The following is a 19,310-nucleotide window of genomic DNA, read 5'->3' on the forward strand; positions in this document are numbered from 1 at the left end:
CGGGAGTCGGCTCGGCATTGTCGCCGCGCCGGGTCTTTTTTGCTGCAACGGGGTTAATCTGAAAGGACAGGCAATCGTCTGAGGAGGCGGTTCGATGTTCTTCTTAATTCTCATCTTCGGTCTGATCGCGCTCGGTGCCATCGGCCTCGGAAACAGCCTGAAGATCGTCAAACAGTACGAGCGCGGTGTCGTGTTCCGCCTAGGTAGAGTCACCGAGGAACCCAAGCGGCCCGGGATGACGGCCATCATCCCATTCGTGGACAAGCTGGAAAAGGTCAACCTGCAGATCATCACCATGCCGATCCCGGCCCAGGAAGGCATCACCCGTGACAATGTCACCGTCCGGGTCGATGCGGTCATCTACTTCAAGGTCGACGATCCCAGGCGTGCCATCGTCGATGTCGAGAACTACCAGCTCGCCGTCGGACAGGTGGCGCAGACGTCTCTGCGCTCGATCATCGGCCAGAGCGAACTCGATGATCTGCTCACGAACCGGGAGCGGCTGAATCAGGGTCTGGCCATCATGATCGACAGCCCAGCCGTCGACTGGGGTGTCCACATCGACCGGGTCGAGATCAAGGACGTGGCCCTGCCCGAGTCGATGAAGCGATCGATGTCACGCCAGGCAGAGGCCGAACGTGAGCGTCGTTCACGCGTGATCATCGCCGACGGTGAGTTCCAGGCCTCGAACAAGCTCGCTCAGGCCGCAAGTGCGATGGCGGATACGCCCGCAGCTCTGCAGCTGCGTCTGCTCCAGACGATCGTCGAAGTCGCCTCCGAGAAGAATTCGACTCTGGTTCTGCCCTTCCCGGTCGAGCTTCTGCGTTTCCTCGAGGGGAACACACCGAAGGCGGCTACGGCCTCAGCCGAGGACGTCCCCGTGGGAACGTCGAGCAGCAACAGCACCGGCGCGGCGGCGAACGCCTCGTTAAGCGCCACCTTCGGAGCAAAGGACACAGAACATTCGTTGGACGATCTCAGCGGAATGGTCCGTGCCCTCTCCGATTCGATGAGGCTGAACGAAACGATGCACCTGCCCGCATCGATCAAACTGCCCGGCATGGAAAACGACACGGCCACCTCGGGGAGCGCAGCTGCGAACGACAAAAAGACGCCCGCATGATGTGCTGTGATCTGTTGTGCTCAGCGAGCTTCCATCCCGAGTGACTAGGCTTGAGTCATGGACTTGAAACGCACCAGCAGATCAGTCATCGTCAACGGCGTCATCGCGATTCTCGTCGGATTGCTGATGGTGGTTTGGCCTGGCACCAGCGCCGAGGTGGTCGTGCGCATCTTCGCCATCTGGCTGGCCGTCATCGCCGTTTCATCCTTCGTCCTGGCGCCGAAGGGCACACGTTCGGGAAGTCTGGTGGCTCGCTCCGTCCTGTTGATTCTGCTGGGCGCGCTCATCTTCTTCTCGCCCATGTTGTTCGCATCCTTCGTCACCATACTGACCGGATTCGCGGTCATCTTCTTCAGCTTCCTCGCAGTCACCGCCTCGCTGTTCATTCGCCGCATCGGGGTGCGCATGTGGTGGCTGTTGACGGCCATCGGCGTCGCCGGCATCATCCTCGGCGGATTCTTCCTCTTGGCCCCGGGCGCTGGCATCACCGCACTGATCTTCACCCTCGCGGGCTTCATCGTCGTCGTCGGCATCGGCCTGGTCGCCCTCGGGTGGCGTCTGCGCAAGACCGCTCAGACGATTCGCCAGGATCCGCACCGCAGGCCACCTGAGGATGGTGGCGGCGACGTCATCAGCGGCGAGATCATCGAATAGGTTCGACCGCCTCGGCGACGGGACACCACCAGTCACCAGGCGGACCACTTATCGCCGAGCGCACAGGTTACAACTGGTCCGCTCGACGATAACTGGTCCGCTCGATGTTCTAGTGCGCCGGCTTCCGATAAATGCGGACAAAACTCTGGATCAAAGGCAGGGCTCCGTGTTAGCTTATTCACCATGGGAACATTAAACTGCAGCGCAACGACAGCGCTGAGCTTCTACATTCGTGATCGCCGCGCCTGACAGCGCGCTCGATTCACTTCCTGCGATCCGCTGACCTCATCGAACCCTCGGCACCACCGGTCCATTGATGGACCCGTCGCCGCCGAACCGATCGAGCAGGATCTGTAGCAGCGCGTTGTCGACCCGGACAGACATCAGCATCCGGGGCGAAGCCGCAATTCTCTGACACGTGTCTTTGCACATTGTGCTGCCCTGGGTGCTCCCTTCTTCATTTCCGGAGCGCGCCCATGCGACCTCATTCATCATTCGGCGGCCGACACGAACTCGGCCAGAACTTCCTGCATTCACCCTCAGCTCTCACTACGATCGCAAACCTCACCCGCGCCACCACCGGTTCCATTTTGGAGATCGGGCCTGGCACCGGTGCGGTGACTGCTCAGCTGTACACGCTGGGCAGACCGCTCACGCTCGTGGAACTCGACGAAACGAGGATCAGTCACCTTGAACACTCATTCCCGCGCGCCCAGGTCAGACACGCAGATGTCCTGAGGTCCAGGCTCGATCAGCCCGTGATCGTCGGCAGCCTGCCCTTCCACCTGACCACGCCCATTCTGCGCAGACTCCTGCGCGCCAGCAGATGGCAGAACGCCATTCTGCTCACCCAATGGGAAGTGGCCCGCAAACGCGCCGGTGTCGGCGGATCGACCATGATGACCGCCCAATGGGCACCGTGGTTCGACTTCCGGCTCATCGAACGCGTACCTGCCCACGCCTTCACACCGAAGCCCAGCGTCGACGGCGGCATCCTCACCATCGATCGCCTGGCAAACAGCCTCGTGCCTGATCGGCACAGGTCGGACTACCAACAATTCATCCGCACAGCCTTCACCGGACGCGGACGTGGGATGAAAGGAATCCTCACGACAATGAACCTCACTGACCGCACCACGCTGCAATCGACCATGGACCGCAACGACGTCAGAGGAGACACCTTGCCACGAGATCTCAAACCCGAACAGTGGGCCGGACTGTATTCGGCCCTCGGCACGACCGAGACAAGCACCGCGAAGAACCCATCAGCTGCACAGAAGCAGAGCAGGAAATCACAGAAGAAGGGAAACACCATGCGAAACGACAACGGACATAAGAACCCCAGCGTCGCGGCCGGAACGGGAGAGATCCCCGTGATTGCCGAGAAGCCGGTGATCACGGGTGAGATTCCCATCGTCGGCGCCGCCCAGGCGGCAAAGAAGCTCGAGGCCCAGATTCCGGGAGTCGACTCTGAGGCCAAGACGAAGAGCCACGACAAGGGACACCTGCAGGCCGAGCGCGGTTTTATGCCGCAGCACGGCAAGCCGTCCCAGCCTCAGCCGCGGTGGAATCTGCCACGGCGCCAAGGCTGACGGCTGACAGCTGACAGCTGACAGCTGACGGTCACACCACACGCGGGCACGAGCCAATCGTGCCCGCGTGTCCATCATCACAACCAGAATTCCGCTCGGCAGACATACTCACTGAGCTCGGATCAGATGACGGCCGTATACCATCTGACCAGGAACTTCACGTAAACACACGATAAACTACGGCTATTGTGCATCTCCTGTTCGCCGGAGGAGCTGAGTGTGTTCATCTTCCATTCATCAACCCCTTAACCTTGCGGACATCCAGAGTGCGAATCATGGGAGACAGCTGGAAATACATCTCATGATCCTCGCTAGGAGACGCGCATGACCCAGGCTCTGGCACCAGAGACCTTCACACCGACGCAGACCGTCGGCCGCAGCAATGATCGTCGCTGGCACCTGGCCTTCGGCCTGCTGCTCGCGATCACTCTCATCGCCTTCACCTTGTGGTCATTCGACTATGTCAGCCAGGGCGCACCGCGCATGGTGCTCATCACGACGGTCATCTTCGGTGCGTTCATGGCGTTCAACATCGGAGGCAACGATGTGGCGAACGCCTTCGGCACCTCGGTTGGTGCGGGCACCCTGACGATGAAGCAGGCGCTCCTTGTTGCGGCTGTCTTCGAGGTCAGCGGTGCGCTGCTGGCCGGCGGCGATGTCACTGACACCATCAAGAGCGGAATCGTCGACCTGGGTGCCGTCTCCCTCGACCCGATGGAGTTCGTCTACATCATGATGGCTGCCCTCCTCGGTGCGGCAGTGTGGCTGCTGATCGCCACTCGCATGGGCTGGCCGGTCTCGACCACGCACTCGATCATCGGCGGCATCATCGGCGCCTCCCTGACCATCGGCTTCGTCACCGGCACCGGAGGCTTCGCCATGGTGCAGTGGTCAGAGGTCGGCATGATCGCCATCTCATGGGTCCTCTCCCCCGCGCTCGGCGCGCTCGTCGCCTTCCTCATCTACGGGGCGATCAAGAAGTACGTCCTCGGCGATGCCCTGTCAAAGACCCTGAAACCCCACATGCTCGCTCCCACCGGCGAGAACAGCCACGCTGCAGGCGTCGGAATGGACCGTGAACGCGACCCCGGTACCGCGGCTTCGGCCGATCAGCCGGTCGGTTCGCACTCCACACTTCAACGTTGGGTTCCGCTCATCGCCGCAGGCGGTGCCGTCATCCTCACCGCGATGCTGTTGTTCAAGGGCCTGAAGAATCTCGACGTTGCAGTCAACGCCGTCGGAGGCACCCTCATCATGGCGATGATCGGCCTCGCCGTGTGGATGGCGGTCTTCGTCTTTGCCAAGACCCTGCGCAAGCAGACAGTTCCCCGCGCGACCTACGTCCTCTTCTCCTGGATGCAGGTGTTCACCGCCTCGGCGTTCGCCTTCAGCCATGGCTCCAACGACATTGCGAACGCGATCGGGCCCTTCGCCGCAGTCCTCGACGTGCTCAAGACCGGCACCATCAGCTCCGAGGCGACCGTCCCCTTCGCTGCCATGCTCACCTGCGGGATCGCCCTTGTTGCCGGCCTCTGGTTCATCGGCCGCAAGGTCATCGCCACAGTCGGGACCAAACTCACGGAGATCCACCCTGCATCCGGCTTCGCCGCCGAGCTCGCTGCCGCGGCCGTCGTGATGGCAGCTTCAGTCAGCGGTCTGCCCGTCTCTTCCACCCATATCCTCATCGGTGCGATCATCGGCGTAGGTCTGGTCAACCGATCGGCGAACTGGAAGCTGATGAAGCCGATCGCCATGGCTTGGGTCATCACCCTGCCGGCCGCCGCGAGCATCGGTGCCATCAGCGTCCTCAGTCTGCGCACGTTCTTCGGCTGACAAGCTGCCTGCCAACGGCGGCTCGGACCGGCATCAGATGCATCGGTCCGAGCCGCCGTCGTGCGTTTCGAGCAGCACGGACCTCGTCGACGCTCGTGTCAGCCTCTGCAGATAGAATTGTTCTCACGTTCACGAGTCGTGGCCATCGGTACCTGGCCGGCCACGCGGCAACCCGTCATCGACCGGGTGCCCCAGGGATAGAACGGGTCGGCGCCACAAGGCGTTGGCAAGCTTCGATCCGGGCGCACTGCGCCCGAGGAACGGGTGCCGTCATGTCACGTGACACCAACGAAAACTGGCCTGGGTTCTCCAAGGAGGAGTCCCTCCAATGGGCCCGTGTCTTCCTCCGCCACTCACCCCAAGCGCTTCCGCCCAGCGACAAGGCACTCGCACACGCCGACATCTCGCGCGGCATACCCCACGCGGGCCCAGACTGGGTGAGGACCGCAGAGCAGGCCCGCACCATCGATTTCACGCCCGTGCTCTACCACTCGCTCTTCACATCCTTGGAGTCCATCGACGCAGACTCATTCAGACGGCATCCGAAGAATCGTGAGATCACCAATCGCGCCTGCGTTCCGGGGATTCCCTTCGACACCGAGCTGTGGAAGGAGTGGCCGCAGTTGGTCCTTGACGACGAATTCGCTCCGGGAACAGCCGCAGAACTGGTGCTCACGTTCGCTGACATGACCTATCGCAGCTGACGCGGTGCCCTGTTGCAGATGGGCATCATCCTCGGCGGTGGGGTCAGGCCACCGACAAGTACACCGCCGAGGCGATCGCCCGATCGATCTCGCTTGGTTCGCCGCCGATCGCGACCCCGACACGTCCAGTTCCAGCGTCGGACGATGCACTTCCAGCGTCGCGAACCTCGACTGTCGCACCCGGGCGCACCCCCACCTCGGCGAGGTGGGCAAGGACTGAAGGGTCCGCGTCCGAAACCCGGATGACCGTGTAGGACCCGGGGTCAGCCTCGGCGAGGAGGAGCGAGGACTCATGGGACTCGATCTGCCCGTCGGGGCCGGGGATCGGGTCCCCATGAGGATCGGCCTGAGGACGGCCGAGGAACGCGTCGATGCGATCGACAAGCCGGTCCGAGGCCGCATGTTCGAGGATCTCCGCCTCATCGTGGACCTCGTCCCAGCCATAGCCCAAGGATTCGACGAGGAACGTTTCGAGCAGGCGATGCCTGCGCACCATCGATAGGGCTATCGTCTCCCCCTTCGAGGTCAGCACCGGAGGGCGATAGGGCACGCGGACGATGAGCCCGAGTTCATCGAGACGTTTGAGCACCTCGGTGACGTTGGCCTTCGTGGTGCCGAACCGGTTCGCCAACTCGGTGGCAGTCATCGGTGTCCCGCCCCATTCCTGGGCCGACCAGATCGCCTTGAGATAGTCCTGGCTGACCTCGGACACTTCGCCTGCACGCATGCGCTCAGCGTAGCCGATGTGACGGGGCCGCCAACAGAAACGGTCCTCGTCTACAGTCGAGGGTGAGACCTGAACAGACCCAGCGGAGCAGACGACGATGACCATGCACCTCGGCCGCACCATCACCACCGGTGTGATCACCGCTGTCCTCTTCATCGGCATCTTCGCTGCGATGAATGCCGGACAGCCGTTGAGATCTGACGACACTGCCGACCCGTCGAATGCGCCCAGTCTCGGGTTCGGTCTTCTTGGACTGTTCTCGGTGCTCTCTGTCGTGGTCTCGTTCGGGCGCCGGTCCTCGACGCACGGGCGCCGGTCCTCGACGCACGAGCGGCAGCGACGTGAAGGGGCGGGACCGACATTCCTCATCGTGCTCAACGAGTATTCCTTGGGCGGAATCCTGATGATGGGACTGATCCAGGCCGCCTGCCTGTCCCTGACGATGCTGATCTGTCGCGGTTTCGCCGTCGACACCGGTGCCCCGGGCACGTTATGGGCAGAATTCTTCTCCACCCCGCTGCCCTTCCTCGCGGTCTTCGCAGCGGCCTGGGCGAGTACGAACATCGGGCTCGCGTACCTATCTGTGGCGATGCTCGTGCGCACTATCGTTGTTCTCTCGATTCTCGCGCTGTTCCTCTTCATCGGTCTCGGCATCGCGGTCATGATGGCGTTCGGAAGGCTCGAGTCCGCAGACCCCGTCGCAAGCTTCCTCGCCTCCGGTCTCGCTCTGCTGATCACGATTCCACTGCTCATCGGTGCACGGAAGCTGGCACTGGCCAAAGCTCCGGCCCGAGTCTGACCTCGGCCCGGGTTCAGTCTGCTCCGCCCCGACACGAGGGGTCGCGGATCTGGAACAACTTTCGCCTGCGGGAGAAGGTGCAGCCTGGAAGAATCACAGCATGAGGATGAGGACGCATAAGTTGAGCACCACCCTGGTCTATGCAGTGGCTCTCGCACTATTCATGGTGGTCATCTTCGCCCTTGCGAACGCCGGCATCGACCCCCGCGCCAGCCGCATCGGGGATTTCGACCCCAAAGGCGCCGCGACGGCGTGCTTCGGCCTGCTCGGCCTCTATCACTCGATTGCGATCGTCTTCTTCGACGAGGATGACTCTTCGAAGTCAGCCGCTGCGGCCGCCGATTCCCACCTCCCCGGGACACCCGATTCGTACACCGGTTTCATCCGACAGTCCTGGTACAAGGTGCTGTCGGTGGGGCCCATCTTCGCGGTCTTCTGCACAGCCTCGGTGTTCATCTGGCATTCGTTCGCCGAATTCCCGGGACGTCCGGGAACGGTGTGGGGCGACTACGCTACATCGCCAGTTCCCGCCCTCACCCTCTTCCTCCTGTGCTGGGCCAGCACCAATATCGGGTTCATGTTCGCCTCCATCGCCGAGGCGTTCAACCGGGATCGGCTCGGTCTCTTCATCACGGCGATGGTCATCATGTTCATCGTCGCCCTCGGCATCACTGTCGGTTTCATCTTCCTCCCAGAGCAGTCGACCGGCGCGGCGCTGACGATGGCCGCACTCGCTGTGCCCTTGACCCTGGTCACCGTCATCGGCGCCCGCGCCTGGGCCATCGCCCGAGTGGATCGCTACGATGCGAACCACCCCCGACTGAGTGCTCGGGAGCGACGGCGTTCGGAGCAGTTCGGTCCCGATCATCAACGCCGGCCCGCTCCAGGTGCGCCGCCGTTCGACATGCTCCGAGACGGGGAGCAGCTGCTCATGCACTTCAAGAGCGAACGGACCCCGGAACCGCAGATGCTCATCGCCACGAATCATAGGTTCGTCCGTGCCTCGATCCTCGGATCCGATCGGACCTTCATTCTCGAACAGGCCAGTCCCGGGCAGCTCCTCGGCGCCAGTTCTGAGCGAGTGGGCCACGATCTGATGACGACTGCGCACTTCCGCGACCGCCAGGACATGCGCGTCGTCGGTGGAGATCCCGAACAGTCCCGGGCCTTCGCCGAGGCGGTCAGTCGTCTCGCACGAACCGGACAACTCCGCGGCTGAGAACCGGACCTAGTCCGCGGCTGAGAGCCGGACCTAGTCCGCGGTTGAGAACCGGACCGTCGCGGCCCCTCCTCACCGCCTCTGCCGGGTCACGTGAGCTACCTGAAGATAACGAACTTGCCCTGAAAATAGGGGGCGGAGTCCCTGGCAAAGCACCGAGAGTCTAAGATAGATCGGTGCCCTTTTGGGCGAGTCCAGAGTTTCCGACCGGAGGTTATGCGTGCAGGATCCCAACGAAGAGAAGATGAAACGACCCATCGTCGAGCGTGAGCGCTTCGGCGGTACCGACAGATCTGCCCGAGACGTCGACCCCGAGAAGCGCCCTCCGATCTCCAGCACGGAGATGAGCCGCGGTCCCGCCGAGCTCACGGACGAGCGGGGATCCCGGGTCAACTGGAAGGTCTTCATCATCTCCTCGGCGGTGATCCTCGGCTTCTCGATCTGGGCGATGCTCATGCCCGACTTCGCACAGTCGACGATGAAATCGATCGTTGACTGGATCGCGACGAACCTCGGCTGGTACTACGTCCTCACGGTCACCGTCGTCATCGCCTTCGTCCTCTGGGTCGCCCTGTCCAAAGAAGGTTCGGTGCGTCTGGGCCCGGACCATTCCCGGCCGCAGTACAACCTCTTCACCTGGGTCGCGATGCTCTTCGCCGCGGGTGTGGGCATCGACATGCTCTTCTATTCGGTGACCGGGCCGATCACCCAGTTCCTGCAGCCGGTCAACGCCGATCCCGAGTCGGCGGCCGCCGCGCAGGATGCCGTGGTGTGGACGATGTTCCACTACGGCATCGCCGGCTGGTCGATGTACTCGCTGCTGGGCATGGCCATGGGCTACTTCGCCTACCGCTGGGGCATGCCCCTGTCGATCCGCGCAGTCCTCTACCCCTTGCTGGGCAAGCGGGTGCGCGGAGCCACGGGGGACGTCATCGACATCTTCGCGCTCGTCGGCACCGTCTTCGGCGTAGCCACCTCGATGGGCATCGGCGTCGTCCTGCTCAACGTCGGATTCTCCGAACTCTTCGGTCTGCAACAGGGCCTCGCACTCCAGATCGCCCTCGTCATCGTCGCGGTCATCATGACGATCGCGGCCTGCACCTCCGGTGTGGACAAGGGCATCCGCTTGGTCTCCGAGCTCAACCTCTGGTCCTGTGCCGCGATGATGCTCTACATCCTCGTCACCGGCAAGACGGCCTTCCTGCTCAATGCATTGGTCGAGAACATCGGCCGCTTCATCTTCACTCTGCCAGAGCGCACCCTGTCCACGTTCGCCTATGTCGATGACGGCTCTGCCTGGATGGGCGCCTGGACGCTGTTCTTCTGGGCATTCTGGCTGGCCTGGGGTCCCTTCGTCGGACTGTTCCTGGCCCGCATCTCCCGTGGACGCACACTGCGCGAGTTCGTCATCGCTGCGATCACCGCGCCCGTGATCTGCGACTTCATCATCGTCTCGATCTTCGGCAACTCCGCCCTCTCAGAGGTCTTCAGCGGCAACAGGGACTTCGCTCAGCAGGCCATCGATTCACCCGAACAGGGCTGGTATGCCCTCCTCGACATGTTCCCGGGATCGACGTTCCTCATCGGCCTGGCCACGCTCTCCGGTCTGCTCTTCTACCTCACGAGTGCGAACTCGGGTGCGATGGTGATGTCGAACTTCAGCTCCACCATCCCCAACCCTGAGGAAGACGGAGCGAAATGGCTGCGGATCTTCTGGGCCGTCGTCACCGCTGTGCTGACCATCGCCATGCTCGTCGCGGGAGGGGTGACGACGATGGAATACGCGACGCTGATCTTCGCCCTGCCGGTGACGGTCATCGCCTATCTCGTCATGGCCTCCTTCTCGAAGGTGCTGCGCATGGAGCGAGCAGAGAGGGAGGGCCGGACCCGCAAGCGTCGAACCACTGCCGTCCACGGTGGCCGCACCCCGGAGAAGACGTGGCGTCAGCGCCTGGCTACTCTGCGCTCCTACCCATCGAAGAAGTCCGTCGACAGGTTCGTCAACGAGGTGGTCGAACCCGCTCTGGAAGCTGTGGCCGCCGAGTTCCGCGAGCTCGAATACACTGTCGAGCTGACTCAGGAGACCGGCCCGGAATCGGGAATCACGGAGTTCACGCTCATCGTCGACATGGACGAACAGCGCAACTTCCACTACCAGGTCGCCGCTGTCGAACACAATGTTCCCTCATTCGGTGCACGCAATGCCCCGCGCGGCGATGACGTGTACTACCGGATCGAGGTCTTCACCCAGACCGGTTCCGAGGGCTATGACCTCATGGGTCTAAGTGGGCAGCAGATCATCGACGACGTCCTCGATCGGTACGAGAACCACTTGTCGTTCCTCGCCTATTCGCATGAGCACTCGTACCAGTCGGTCGTCACGCCTCCGAGTCCCCCGGCCACGGATTCGATTCCGGCGGTGCCCACCTCGGCCGAGGAAGTCGAATCGGTCGAGGAAGTCGAATCGGAACCTGCCGGCAAAGGCCGCTGATGCGCCAGACCGTGCAGGTCCGCTGAACCAGCCAGCTGGAGAACCGAGCCGACCGTGAACCGAGGCTGTCCCCGACACCGGGGGCAGCCTCGGCGCATTCATCGGGGTGTTGCACGATCGCGTCCTTGGCACCATAGTCGAGTCAGGGATGTCGTGGGCTCAGCGAGACCCACACGGATGCGAGAACCGGGAGGTGGTTCGCCGTGGACTTGATCGCGGTGCTGTCATTATTGTCAGCCGAGGACTACACGATCGCCCGCGAGGTCCTCCAGCGCGGATTCGGTCTCCTCTTCTTCATCGCCTTCCTCAGCGCCTGGAACCAGTTCCCCGCGCTGCTGGGCGACCATGGGCTGACTCCAGCACCACGATTCATCGCGGCCACCACCTCCGCTCAGGCGCCGAGCCTGTTCCGGTGGAAGCGCTTCACCTACACGGACCGCCGGCTGCGCATCGTGTGCGGCATCGGCATGATCGCGGCGATGACCGTCGTCGTCGGCCTCCCCCAGGCCGGGCCCGCGTGGACGACGATCCCGGTGTTCGGACTCATGTGGTGGCTCTACTTCTCAATCTCGAGCATCGGGCAGCGCTTCTACGGCTTCGGCTGGGAATCGCTCCTACTCGAGGCCGGATTCCTCGTCGGATTCCTCGGCTCTCACGAGGTGGCTCCCTCGCTGCTGATGATCTTCTTCCTCCGCTGGTTCGTCGTCCGCGTCGAGTTCGGGGCGGGCATGATCAAGATGCGCGGGGACAGCTCGTGGCGTGACCTGTCCGCCATGGACTATCACCATCAGACCCAGCCCATGCCGGGGCCGTTGAGTCGCCGAGCCCATCTGATGCCCGGATGGTGGCATCGAGGTGAGACTCTTGGCAGTCACGTCGTCCAACTCATCGCACCGTGGCTGCTCTTCCTCCCCCAACCCATCGCATCCTTCGCCGCCGTCGCCATCATCATCACACAGCTCGCACTCGTCATCACCGGCAACTATGCCTGGCTGAATTGGGCGACGATCCTGCTTGCCTTCGCCGGGATCAGCGACTCGTTCCTAGCCTGGATCGTCGGTGGGCCCTGGCCCGGATGGGGCTGGCCTATCGGGTCCCTCGCCGAGGTGGCGGGATGGTCGACGTCGAACGCTGAGTTCGGGTCGGCTGGGTCGGCCGAAGTCCAACCGCTGTGGTGGGCGATCCTCATCTTGGCCTTCGTCATCTGGCAGTGCGTGCTCAACATCCCGGCTCTGCGCAACCTGTTCTCGCCACGTCAGAAGATGAATGCCAGCTTCAATCGGTGGGGTTTGGGCAACGCCTATGGCGCCTTCGGGTCGATGACCGAGACCCGTGACGAGATCATCATCGAAGGCACCCTGGATCCCGATGCAACGATGGACTCAGGAGACTGGCGGCCCTATGTGTTCAAGGGCAAACCCGGGGACGTGCATCGTCGCTCCCCGATCGTTGCGCCCTATCACCTGCGCCTGGACTGGCTGATGTGGTTCGCGGCCCTCGGTGACTACCGGCAGTCCTGGTTCTATGCGCTGCTCGAACGCATCGGGGACGGGGACGCGCAGATCCGAACGCAGCTGGGCCCTGACCCCTTCGACGGTCAGGCACCGGCTCTCATCCGGGTCCGGATCTTCACCTACCGCTACGCCACCGGTGAGGAACGACGGCAGGCACGGGAGGAAGGACAGCCTCGGCCGTGGTGGGTGAGGTCGAATCCTCGCACCATGGTCGAGCCCACGGACCTGCGGAACGGGTGAACGGCTCTGCAGAACCGGACGACCCCGCTGAGCTGAGTGCCTCCACGGCCCGATTTGCGCAATTGCGCAGGTGAGAAACTTGCTCCGCTGCTCAGCCAAGCCTAAAGTTAATGTACATTAACTTTCCGATCCTGACTCAGGCTCGGGCACCAGTTTCCGATTCAGGAGCCGCCTTGCCCCACCTCAGACACCACAATCCTGCCCGCACACTGACAGCCGTCACCGCGTGCGCCCTCACACTCGGTCTCACCGCCTGCACAGCCGGCAGCTCCGCGCCCGAATCGGACGTCGGCGAGGGAGGCAAGCCTGTCGTCCTCACCACATTCACCGTCCTCGCCGACATCGCAGAGAACGTCGCCGGAGAACATCTCGACGTCGCGTCCATCACCAAGGTCGGTGCCGAGATCCACGGCTACGAGCCCACCCCCGGAGACATTCGCAGAGCTTCGCAGGCCGACCTCGTCCTCGACAACGGACTGAATCTCGAGCAGTGGTTCGAGCAGTTCGTCGGCGACCTCGATGTCCCCCATGCCGTCGTCAGCGAAGGCGTCCAGGAGCTCTCGATCACCGCGGACGCATACGCCGGCAAACCCAACCCGCATGCCTGGATGAGCCCGCTCAATGTGCAGATCTATGCGCAGAACATGGCAGAGGCCTTCAGCGACCTCGATCCCGATCACACCGAGGACTATCACGACCAGGCCGAGGCCTACAGCACCCAATTGCAGGACGTCCAGGACGAACTCCTCGCGGACCTGTCAGTACTGCCGAAGAAGAAGCGGGCCCTCGTCACCTGCGAAGGCGCGTTCTCCTACCTCGCCAGGGATGCTGAACTGGCCGAGAAGTTCATCTGGCCGGTCAACGCCGAAGCGCAGGCAACACCCGGTCAGATCACCTCGGCGATCGAATTCGTCGAAGCCAACGACGTGCCCGCAGTCTTCTGCGAGTCCACGGTCTCTCCGGCTCCGATGGAACGGGTCGTCGAGGCCACCGAGGCAGAATTCGGTGGCACCCTCTACGTCGATTCACTTTCCGAGGCCGACGGCCCGGTTCCAACCTACCTTGATCTCATCCGTCACGACGTGTCTGTGATCACCGAAGCCCTGACAGGAGAGAACTCATGAGCACTCCCGCCATCGCCGTCAACGAAGTGACCGTCCACTACGGGCTCGTCGTGGCTCTCGACCGTGCTTCCTTCACCCTCGAGCCGGGCCGGATCTGTGGTCTGATCGGCATGAACGGGTCCGGAAAGTCGACGCTGTTCAAGGCGATCATGGGCATGGCAGCGCCCGATTTCGGTACCGTCGCCATCAACGGCGAATCCACTGCCTCGGCACGGCGGGCCGGTATCCTCGGCTACGTTCCGCAGAGCGAGGACGTCGATTGGGACTTCCCTCTCTCCGTGCGTGAGGTGGTCATGATGGGCCGGTACGGACACATGGGGCCACTGCGCCTGCGGAAGAGAGCCGACCGCGAGTCGGTCGATGAGGCACTCGAACGCGTCGAACTCACCGAGTACGCCGACCGTCAGATCGGCCAGCTCTCGGGTGGACAGAAGAAGCGGGCCTTCGTTGCCCGGGGAATCGCGCAGGGTGCCACGATCCTCCTGCTCGACGAGCCCTTCGCCGGTGTCGACAAACGCACCGAAGCCACGATCACCAGCCTACTGAGGGAACTCGCCGCCGCAGGTGCCACAGTGCTCGTGTCCACCCACGACCTGCACGCACTGCCCGACTTAGCCGACGAGGCGATTCTGCTCATGCGCAGGGTTCTGCTCCAAGGCGACCCCCAGGAGATCCTCCAGCCCGAGAACCTCGCCCTGGCCTTCGGCCTCGACGTACTGAACGCAGGTGCGGCAACATGACCGTCTTCAACCTCCTATTCGAACCAATGGGCTATGACTTCATGCTTCGCGCACTGGCAACCACCCTGATCGCGTCCATCGTCTGCGCCGTGCTCTCGTGCTGGCTGGTGCTCATCGGCTGGTCGCTCATGGGAGATGCAGTCTCGCATGCTGTGCTGCCCGGAGTCGTCCTCGCCTATGTCCTCGGCGCACCGTTCGCGCTGGGGGCTGTGGTCTTCGGATTCCTCGCCGTCGGGCTCATCGGCGCCGTGCGTGATACGAGCCGGATCAAGGAGGACGCCGCGATCGGAATCGTGTTCACGACGCTGTTCGCTCTTGGGCTCGTACTCATCTCCGTCGTCCCCTCGCACACGGATCTCAACCACATCATCTTCGGCAACCTCCTCGGCGTCTCCTCCTCCGAGCTGCTTCAGGTGACCGTCCTCGGCGTCATCACCCTGGCGGTGCTTGTGGCGAAGAATCGGGATTTCACCCTCTTCGCCTTCGATCCCACCCATGCACACGCGCTCGGCCTCAACCCGAAGGTCCTCGGTGCAATGCTGCTGGGCCTGCTGGCACTGACCTCAGTCGTCGCACTGCAGGCCGTCGGGGTGGTCCTCGTCGTCGCCATGCTCATCATCCCCGGCGCCACCGCCTATCTGCTCACCGACCGGTTCCAACGCATGCTTCTCATCGCCCCGGCGATTTCGATCGGCTGTGCGCTGGTCGGGCTCTACGCGAGCTACTACCTCGACACCGCTTCGGGCGGCATGGTCGTGCTCTCCCAAGGTGCCGCCTTCGCCCTCGTCTACCTCTTCAGCCCCCGGCACGGACTGATCGGTCGGCGCCTGTCTGTGCGCAGGCGGCGGGAGCTGGTCAACACGAGCTCTTCCGTTGCCCCGCTTTGACCGTCGGGGCCGCGCAGTCGCGACTGACGACATCGACGTCAGTCCCGGTCTGGCGGACCCGACTCAGTCGATGCCCAACGCCAGGAGCACGATGAGCACGACATTGAGTGCGATGATGAGCCCCGAGGCGAGGATCGCGACGATCGTGATGATTCGTGAGTTCGCGTACTGGCCCATCACCGTCCGATTCATCGTGAGCCTGACCAGGGGAATCATCGCGAACGGAATGCCGAGGCTGAGCACGACTTGGCTGAGGACGAGGGACCAGGTCGGGTCTGCTCCGATTCCCAGGATGATGAGCGCGGGGATCATGGTCACGGCCCTCTGCCACACGATCGGGACGTTGACCCGCAGCAGGCCCTGCATGATCGAGGCCCCCGCATAGGACCCGACGGCGCTCGAGGTCAGGCCGGAGGCGAGCAGTCCGATGCCGAAGAACAGGCCCACAACCTCGCCGAGGTTGGCCGACACGACCGCGTGCGCGCCCTCGATCGTGTCGGTTCCGTCCTGACCGCGCAGCGAGGCAGCGGCGAGCAGAAGCATGGCGATATTGACCGAGCCTGCGATGACGAGGGAGAGCACGACGTCCCACCGGCTGGCCCTGAGCAGCTGGGGAATCGACGCACGCGGTGCCGCGCCGTGCCGGTCGACGGACAGCGCCGAATGCAGGTAGATCGCGTGGGGCATCACGGTCGCACCCAACATGCTGGCAGCGAGGACCACCGAGTTCGTGCCCTCAAGTCTGGGCACGATTCCACCTGCCGCTTGTCCCCAATTCACATCGCCGACGAACAGGCCTGCTAGAAAGCCAATGGCGATGATTGCGAGCAGGGTGATGATCACCGTTTCGAAGGGACGCTGACCACGGGTGGACTGGATCGAGAGCAGGAACAGGGACACGACGCCGACGATGACTCCACCCAGAAGCAGCGGCAGGTCGAAGAGGATCTTCAGGGCGATGGCACCACCGATCACCTCGGCGATGTCGGTGGCAATGGCCACGACCTCCGCCTGCCCCCAATACGCCAGTCGTGACCGGCGGCTCAGCCTGTTCCCGAGGAGGCTTGGCAGCGAATGCCCGGAGACAAGACCGAGCTTCGACGACAGGTACTGCACGAGAACAGCGATGAGGTTGGCCGCGACGAGGACCCACACGAGCAGATATCCGTATTGGGCGCCCGCGCTGAGGTTGGCCGCGACATTGCCCGGATCGACGTATGCGATCGCCGCGACGAAGGCCGGCCCCAGGAGGAAGAACGTCGAGACCTTCTTCGGGCGCGCCGCAGTGACTTCGGGGCTGCCGGTTTTCGATGGATCGACGTTCATAAAGTTAACGTACATTGACTTTTCCTTGCGGGCAACATCTCCGCATGGGACCGCACTTCCGCACGAAGCTGGTCTTCCGCATGGGACTGCACTTCCGCATTCGGCTGCCCCTGGTAACTGAACACAGAAAGGCCTACGATTCGACTATGCCCACTGAACATGTTCACTCACGCGCAGATCGTCGGCTGAGGACCGAGGAGAAGGTCATCTCTGCCGCCGCCGATCTGTTCCTCGAGTTCGGCTACAAGACCACGACAGTCAGGGGCATCGCCAAACGCGCCGAGGTGTCCGTGGGCAGGGTGATGGCCGCCGGCGACAAGGATGTCCTCCTCGTTCGCTGCTACGACCGATGGATCGGCCAGCTCCAGTCCGGGAACTACACTCTCCCTGCTCGGGCACGGGCAGTCACAGAGGCGACGCAATCGACGCGAACCCGCGCCAGGCCAGCGGCCACCTCGGCGGTGCAGAACCACCTGGTGGGGATCTTCCTGCCGTTTCTCGAGTTCTTCGCCGCTCACGAGGACCTGTCCCGGGACTACGCGGCCGCGCTGATGCGCGTGGCCGGCAAGCCTCAGGTGTTCGAAACTCTGGCGGCGGACCTGCAGGACAAACTGTCGTCGAGTCTGGTCTCGATCGGGATCAGCGAGGCGTATGCCCAGGCCAGTGCCGTCGCACTCTATGACTCCTACCTCGGCATCCTGTTCCGGTGGGCGGCCAGCGATATGAGTCTCGCCGAGGCGACCGAGGCCCTCTCGGACAGCATCGCGTTCCACACCCAGCTGAGGCGACCCATATGACGCCGTCTCCCGATATAAGGAGTTCGACATGACCTTGCTTCCCGATCCCTGGTGGCCGGTGGCGGTGATGGCCCTCATCGTCCTCGTCGACGGCTTCCTGACATTCTGGCCGCCGAAGGTCATCGCCGCCTGCCTTGACGGGGTCGGACTTCCGCGTGACTGGTGGTGGGTGCTCGCGGTGGTGAAATTCCTCGCGGCAGCCGGGCTGGTCGCCGGCTTCTGGATTCCGGGCGTCGGCCTGGCTGCGGCCGTCGGCCTCATCGTCTACTTCCTCACCGCTGCCGCCGCCCATCTGCGTGCCGGTTACGTCGGCCGCGACTTCTGGGTCAACTGTCTGGGGCTGCTCGTACTCAATGTCCTCATCCTCGTCTTCTGCTTCCTCGTCTGAGTGATTGCTTCCTCGTCTGAGTGATTGCTGCCTCGTCTGAGCCGCTGCTGCCTCGCTTGAGCCGCTGCTGCCCGAACACCGCGGAATCGCCTAGGCGCCCGCGACTGAGAACTTGTCTTCACCTGTGGAAGCGTGTGGCCCCTTGCGGTAGATTTCATTGTGGAGTTGCGTTCGACTACCGGCGATTTCTCGCACGCAATTCCACAGTGACCGGCGCTTCGGCCGACCATTTGGCACCGCGGCCCAAAGGCAGAGGCTAGGGCCGAGAGGACGGCACCACGACGGAGGGATTGGCAGCGTGGCCGAATCTGCAGAGGATCGATACGCCCGTTGGACGTGGATCCACGAGACCGCAGTGATGACCGGGTGGGACTTCGCCGCACTTGGCTCCCGCCTGGTCGCCGACGAACCGCCCTGGGATTTTGAACTGAGCTGCGCCAAGGCGATGGCGAGGTCGGCTGCCTGCCTCGACATGGGAACCGGGGGCGGCGAGCGCCTTCGCGACCTCGTCAGGCGCGTCAGTGCAGTCGGGGGCTTTCTCGGTCGCGAATCTGTGGTCCATGCCAGCGAGGGGTGGAAGCCGAATCTGGACGTGGCCACCTCGGCGCTAGCGGAATACGGCATCGAGGTCCGCGAGTACGACAGCGAGACCGGCGAGCCCATGCCGTGGCCCGACGATTTTTTCGACCTCGTGATGAACCGGCATGAGAGCTACGATCCAGCCGAGCTCGCTCGAGTAGTGAAGCCCGACGGAGGCTTCATCACTCAGCAGGTCGACGGCACGGAAGCATCCGAGTTCAGGCTCTGGTTCGGAGGCTGGCCCGAGACTCCCCAGAACCGGCTCGGACCGCGCCTCAATGAGCTCGAGGAACAGGGGTTCACCATCACCGATGCCGACGAGTGGACCGGCATGATGGAGTTCGCCGACGTCGAGGCGGTCATCGAATACCTCGCCTATATCCCCTGGGATGTCCCGGGGTTCACGGTGGCGGACAACCTCGTCGCCCTCGACCGGTTGGCGGCCCGCCGCTCTCCGATCGAGGTCACGCAGAAGCGCTTCCTCATCGTCGCCGAACGCTGACGCATCCGCCTCGGCAGATGGTCAGGTTTTCCCGACCTCGGTCACAGGTAAGCCGCATGGGCGGGCAGTGG

16 protein-coding genes, 1 pseudogene and 1 riboswitch are annotated in these 19,310 nt (G+C 63.3%); of the genes and pseudogenes, 15 read left to right on the plus strand and 2 right to left on the minus strand.

Translation table 11 applies throughout. The features are described 5' to 3' along the window. Positions 1-94 precede the first annotated feature (94 nt). The 5 genes and pseudogenes from HU144_RS01535 to HU144_RS01555 all read left to right on the plus strand — a co-directional run bounded on the left by HU144_RS01535 (position 95) and on the right by HU144_RS01555 (position 5,906). On the plus strand, positions 95-1,123 hold the full coding sequence (locus HU144_RS01535) for a slipin family protein (RefSeq protein WP_235349824.1): 1,029 nt from the start codon (positions 95-97) through the stop codon (positions 1,121-1,123). 57 nt (positions 1,124-1,180) lie between these two features. Further along, positions 1,181-1,777, plus strand: a complete 597-nt coding sequence (locus tag HU144_RS01540) for an HdeD family acid-resistance protein (protein ID WP_193071338.1) — start codon at positions 1,181-1,183, stop codon at positions 1,775-1,777. A gap of 476 nt (positions 1,778-2,253) precedes the next feature. After that, positions 2,254-3,012 (plus strand): annotated as a pseudogene (gene erm / locus HU144_RS01545) (23S ribosomal RNA methyltransferase Erm); the annotation flags it as partial. 681 nt (positions 3,013-3,693) lie between these two features. Next, the gene (locus HU144_RS01550) at positions 3,694-5,202 is read left to right on the plus strand and encodes an inorganic phosphate transporter (RefSeq protein WP_235349826.1); all 1,509 of its coding nucleotides are present in this window, start codon (positions 3,694-3,696) and stop codon (positions 5,200-5,202) included. Between the two features lie 127 nt (positions 5,203-5,329). Beyond that, positions 5,330-5,441, plus strand: a riboswitch (SAM riboswitch). Between the two features lie 33 nt (positions 5,442-5,474). Further along, positions 5,475-5,906 carry a hypothetical protein gene (locus tag HU144_RS01555; protein ID WP_235349827.1) on the plus strand — a complete coding sequence of 144 codons (432 nt, stop codon included), beginning with the start codon at positions 5,475-5,477 and terminating at the stop codon, positions 5,904-5,906. 43 nt (positions 5,907-5,949) lie between these two features. Here the strand turns inward: HU144_RS01555 and HU144_RS01560 are convergent, their stop codons facing one another. Further along, positions 5,950-6,633, minus strand: a complete 684-nt coding sequence (locus HU144_RS01560; protein ID WP_235349828.1) for a metal-dependent transcriptional regulator — start codon at positions 6,631-6,633, stop codon at positions 5,950-5,952. Positions 6,634-6,730: 97 nt separating this feature from the next. Here HU144_RS01560 and HU144_RS01565 point away from each other — a divergent pair, with 97 nt between their 5' ends. The 7 genes from HU144_RS01565 to HU144_RS01595 all read left to right on the plus strand — a co-directional run bounded on the left by HU144_RS01565 (position 6,731) and on the right by HU144_RS01595 (position 15,647). Beyond that, entirely contained in the window at positions 6,731-7,432 is a 702-nt protein-coding gene (locus HU144_RS01565) for a hypothetical protein (protein ID WP_235349829.1), read from the plus strand. 121 nt (positions 7,433-7,553) lie between these two features. Next, the gene (locus HU144_RS01570) at positions 7,554-8,651 is read left to right on the plus strand and encodes a hypothetical protein (protein ID WP_235349830.1); all 1,098 of its coding nucleotides are present in this window, start codon (positions 7,554-7,556) and stop codon (positions 8,649-8,651) included. Between the two features lie 244 nt (positions 8,652-8,895). Beyond that, positions 8,896-11,142 (plus strand): choline BCCT transporter BetT, encoded by a 2,247-nt coding sequence (gene betT / locus HU144_RS01575; RefSeq protein ID WP_235352633.1) that lies wholly within the window; start codon positions 8,896-8,898, stop codon positions 11,140-11,142. A gap of 203 nt (positions 11,143-11,345) precedes the next feature. Next, positions 11,346-12,896 (plus strand): lipase maturation factor family protein, encoded by a 1,551-nt coding sequence (locus HU144_RS01580; RefSeq protein WP_235349831.1) that lies wholly within the window; start codon positions 11,346-11,348, stop codon positions 12,894-12,896. Between the two features lie 173 nt (positions 12,897-13,069). Further along, entirely contained in the window at positions 13,070-14,020 is a 951-nt protein-coding gene (locus HU144_RS01585) for a metal ABC transporter substrate-binding protein (protein WP_235349832.1), read from the plus strand. Continuing rightward, positions 14,017-14,760, plus strand: a complete 744-nt coding sequence (locus HU144_RS01590; RefSeq protein WP_235349833.1) for a metal ABC transporter ATP-binding protein — start codon at positions 14,017-14,019, stop codon at positions 14,758-14,760. Before HU144_RS01585 ends, HU144_RS01590 begins: the two co-directional genes overlap by 4 nt. Then, positions 14,757-15,647 (plus strand): metal ABC transporter permease, encoded by an 891-nt coding sequence (locus tag HU144_RS01595; RefSeq protein WP_235349834.1) that lies wholly within the window; start codon positions 14,757-14,759, stop codon positions 15,645-15,647. Before HU144_RS01590 ends, HU144_RS01595 begins: the two co-directional genes overlap by 4 nt. A 63-nt stretch (positions 15,648-15,710) precedes the next feature. Here HU144_RS01595 and HU144_RS01600 read toward each other — a convergent pair whose 3' ends face one another. Continuing rightward, complete coding sequence (locus tag HU144_RS01600) at positions 15,711-16,988, minus strand: Nramp family divalent metal transporter (RefSeq protein WP_235349835.1); 1,278 nt, start codon at positions 16,986-16,988, stop codon at positions 15,711-15,713. Positions 16,989-17,017: 29 nt separating this feature from the next. On the opposite strand from HU144_RS01600, the gene HU144_RS01605 reads away from it, so the two are divergent. From HU144_RS01605 to HU144_RS01615, 3 genes are all read left to right on the plus strand, one after another. After that, positions 17,018-17,770, plus strand: coding sequence for a TetR/AcrR family transcriptional regulator (locus HU144_RS01605; protein WP_235349836.1), 753 nt, complete (start codon positions 17,018-17,020; stop codon positions 17,768-17,770). A 28-nt stretch (positions 17,771-17,798) separates the two neighbouring features. Beyond that, positions 17,799-18,158 carry a DoxX family protein gene (locus HU144_RS01610; protein WP_235349837.1) on the plus strand — a complete coding sequence of 120 codons (360 nt, stop codon included), beginning with the start codon at positions 17,799-17,801 and terminating at the stop codon, positions 18,156-18,158. A 298-nt stretch (positions 18,159-18,456) separates the two neighbouring features. Continuing rightward, positions 18,457-19,239 (plus strand): class I SAM-dependent methyltransferase, encoded by a 783-nt coding sequence (locus HU144_RS01615; protein WP_235349838.1) that lies wholly within the window; start codon positions 18,457-18,459, stop codon positions 19,237-19,239. Positions 19,240-19,310: the final 71 nt, after the last annotated feature.

Source organism: Brevibacterium sp. UCMA 11752 (assembly GCF_021532235.1).
GTDB classification, from domain to species: Bacteria; Actinomycetota; Actinomycetes; order Actinomycetales; family Brevibacteriaceae; genus Brevibacterium; species Brevibacterium antiquum.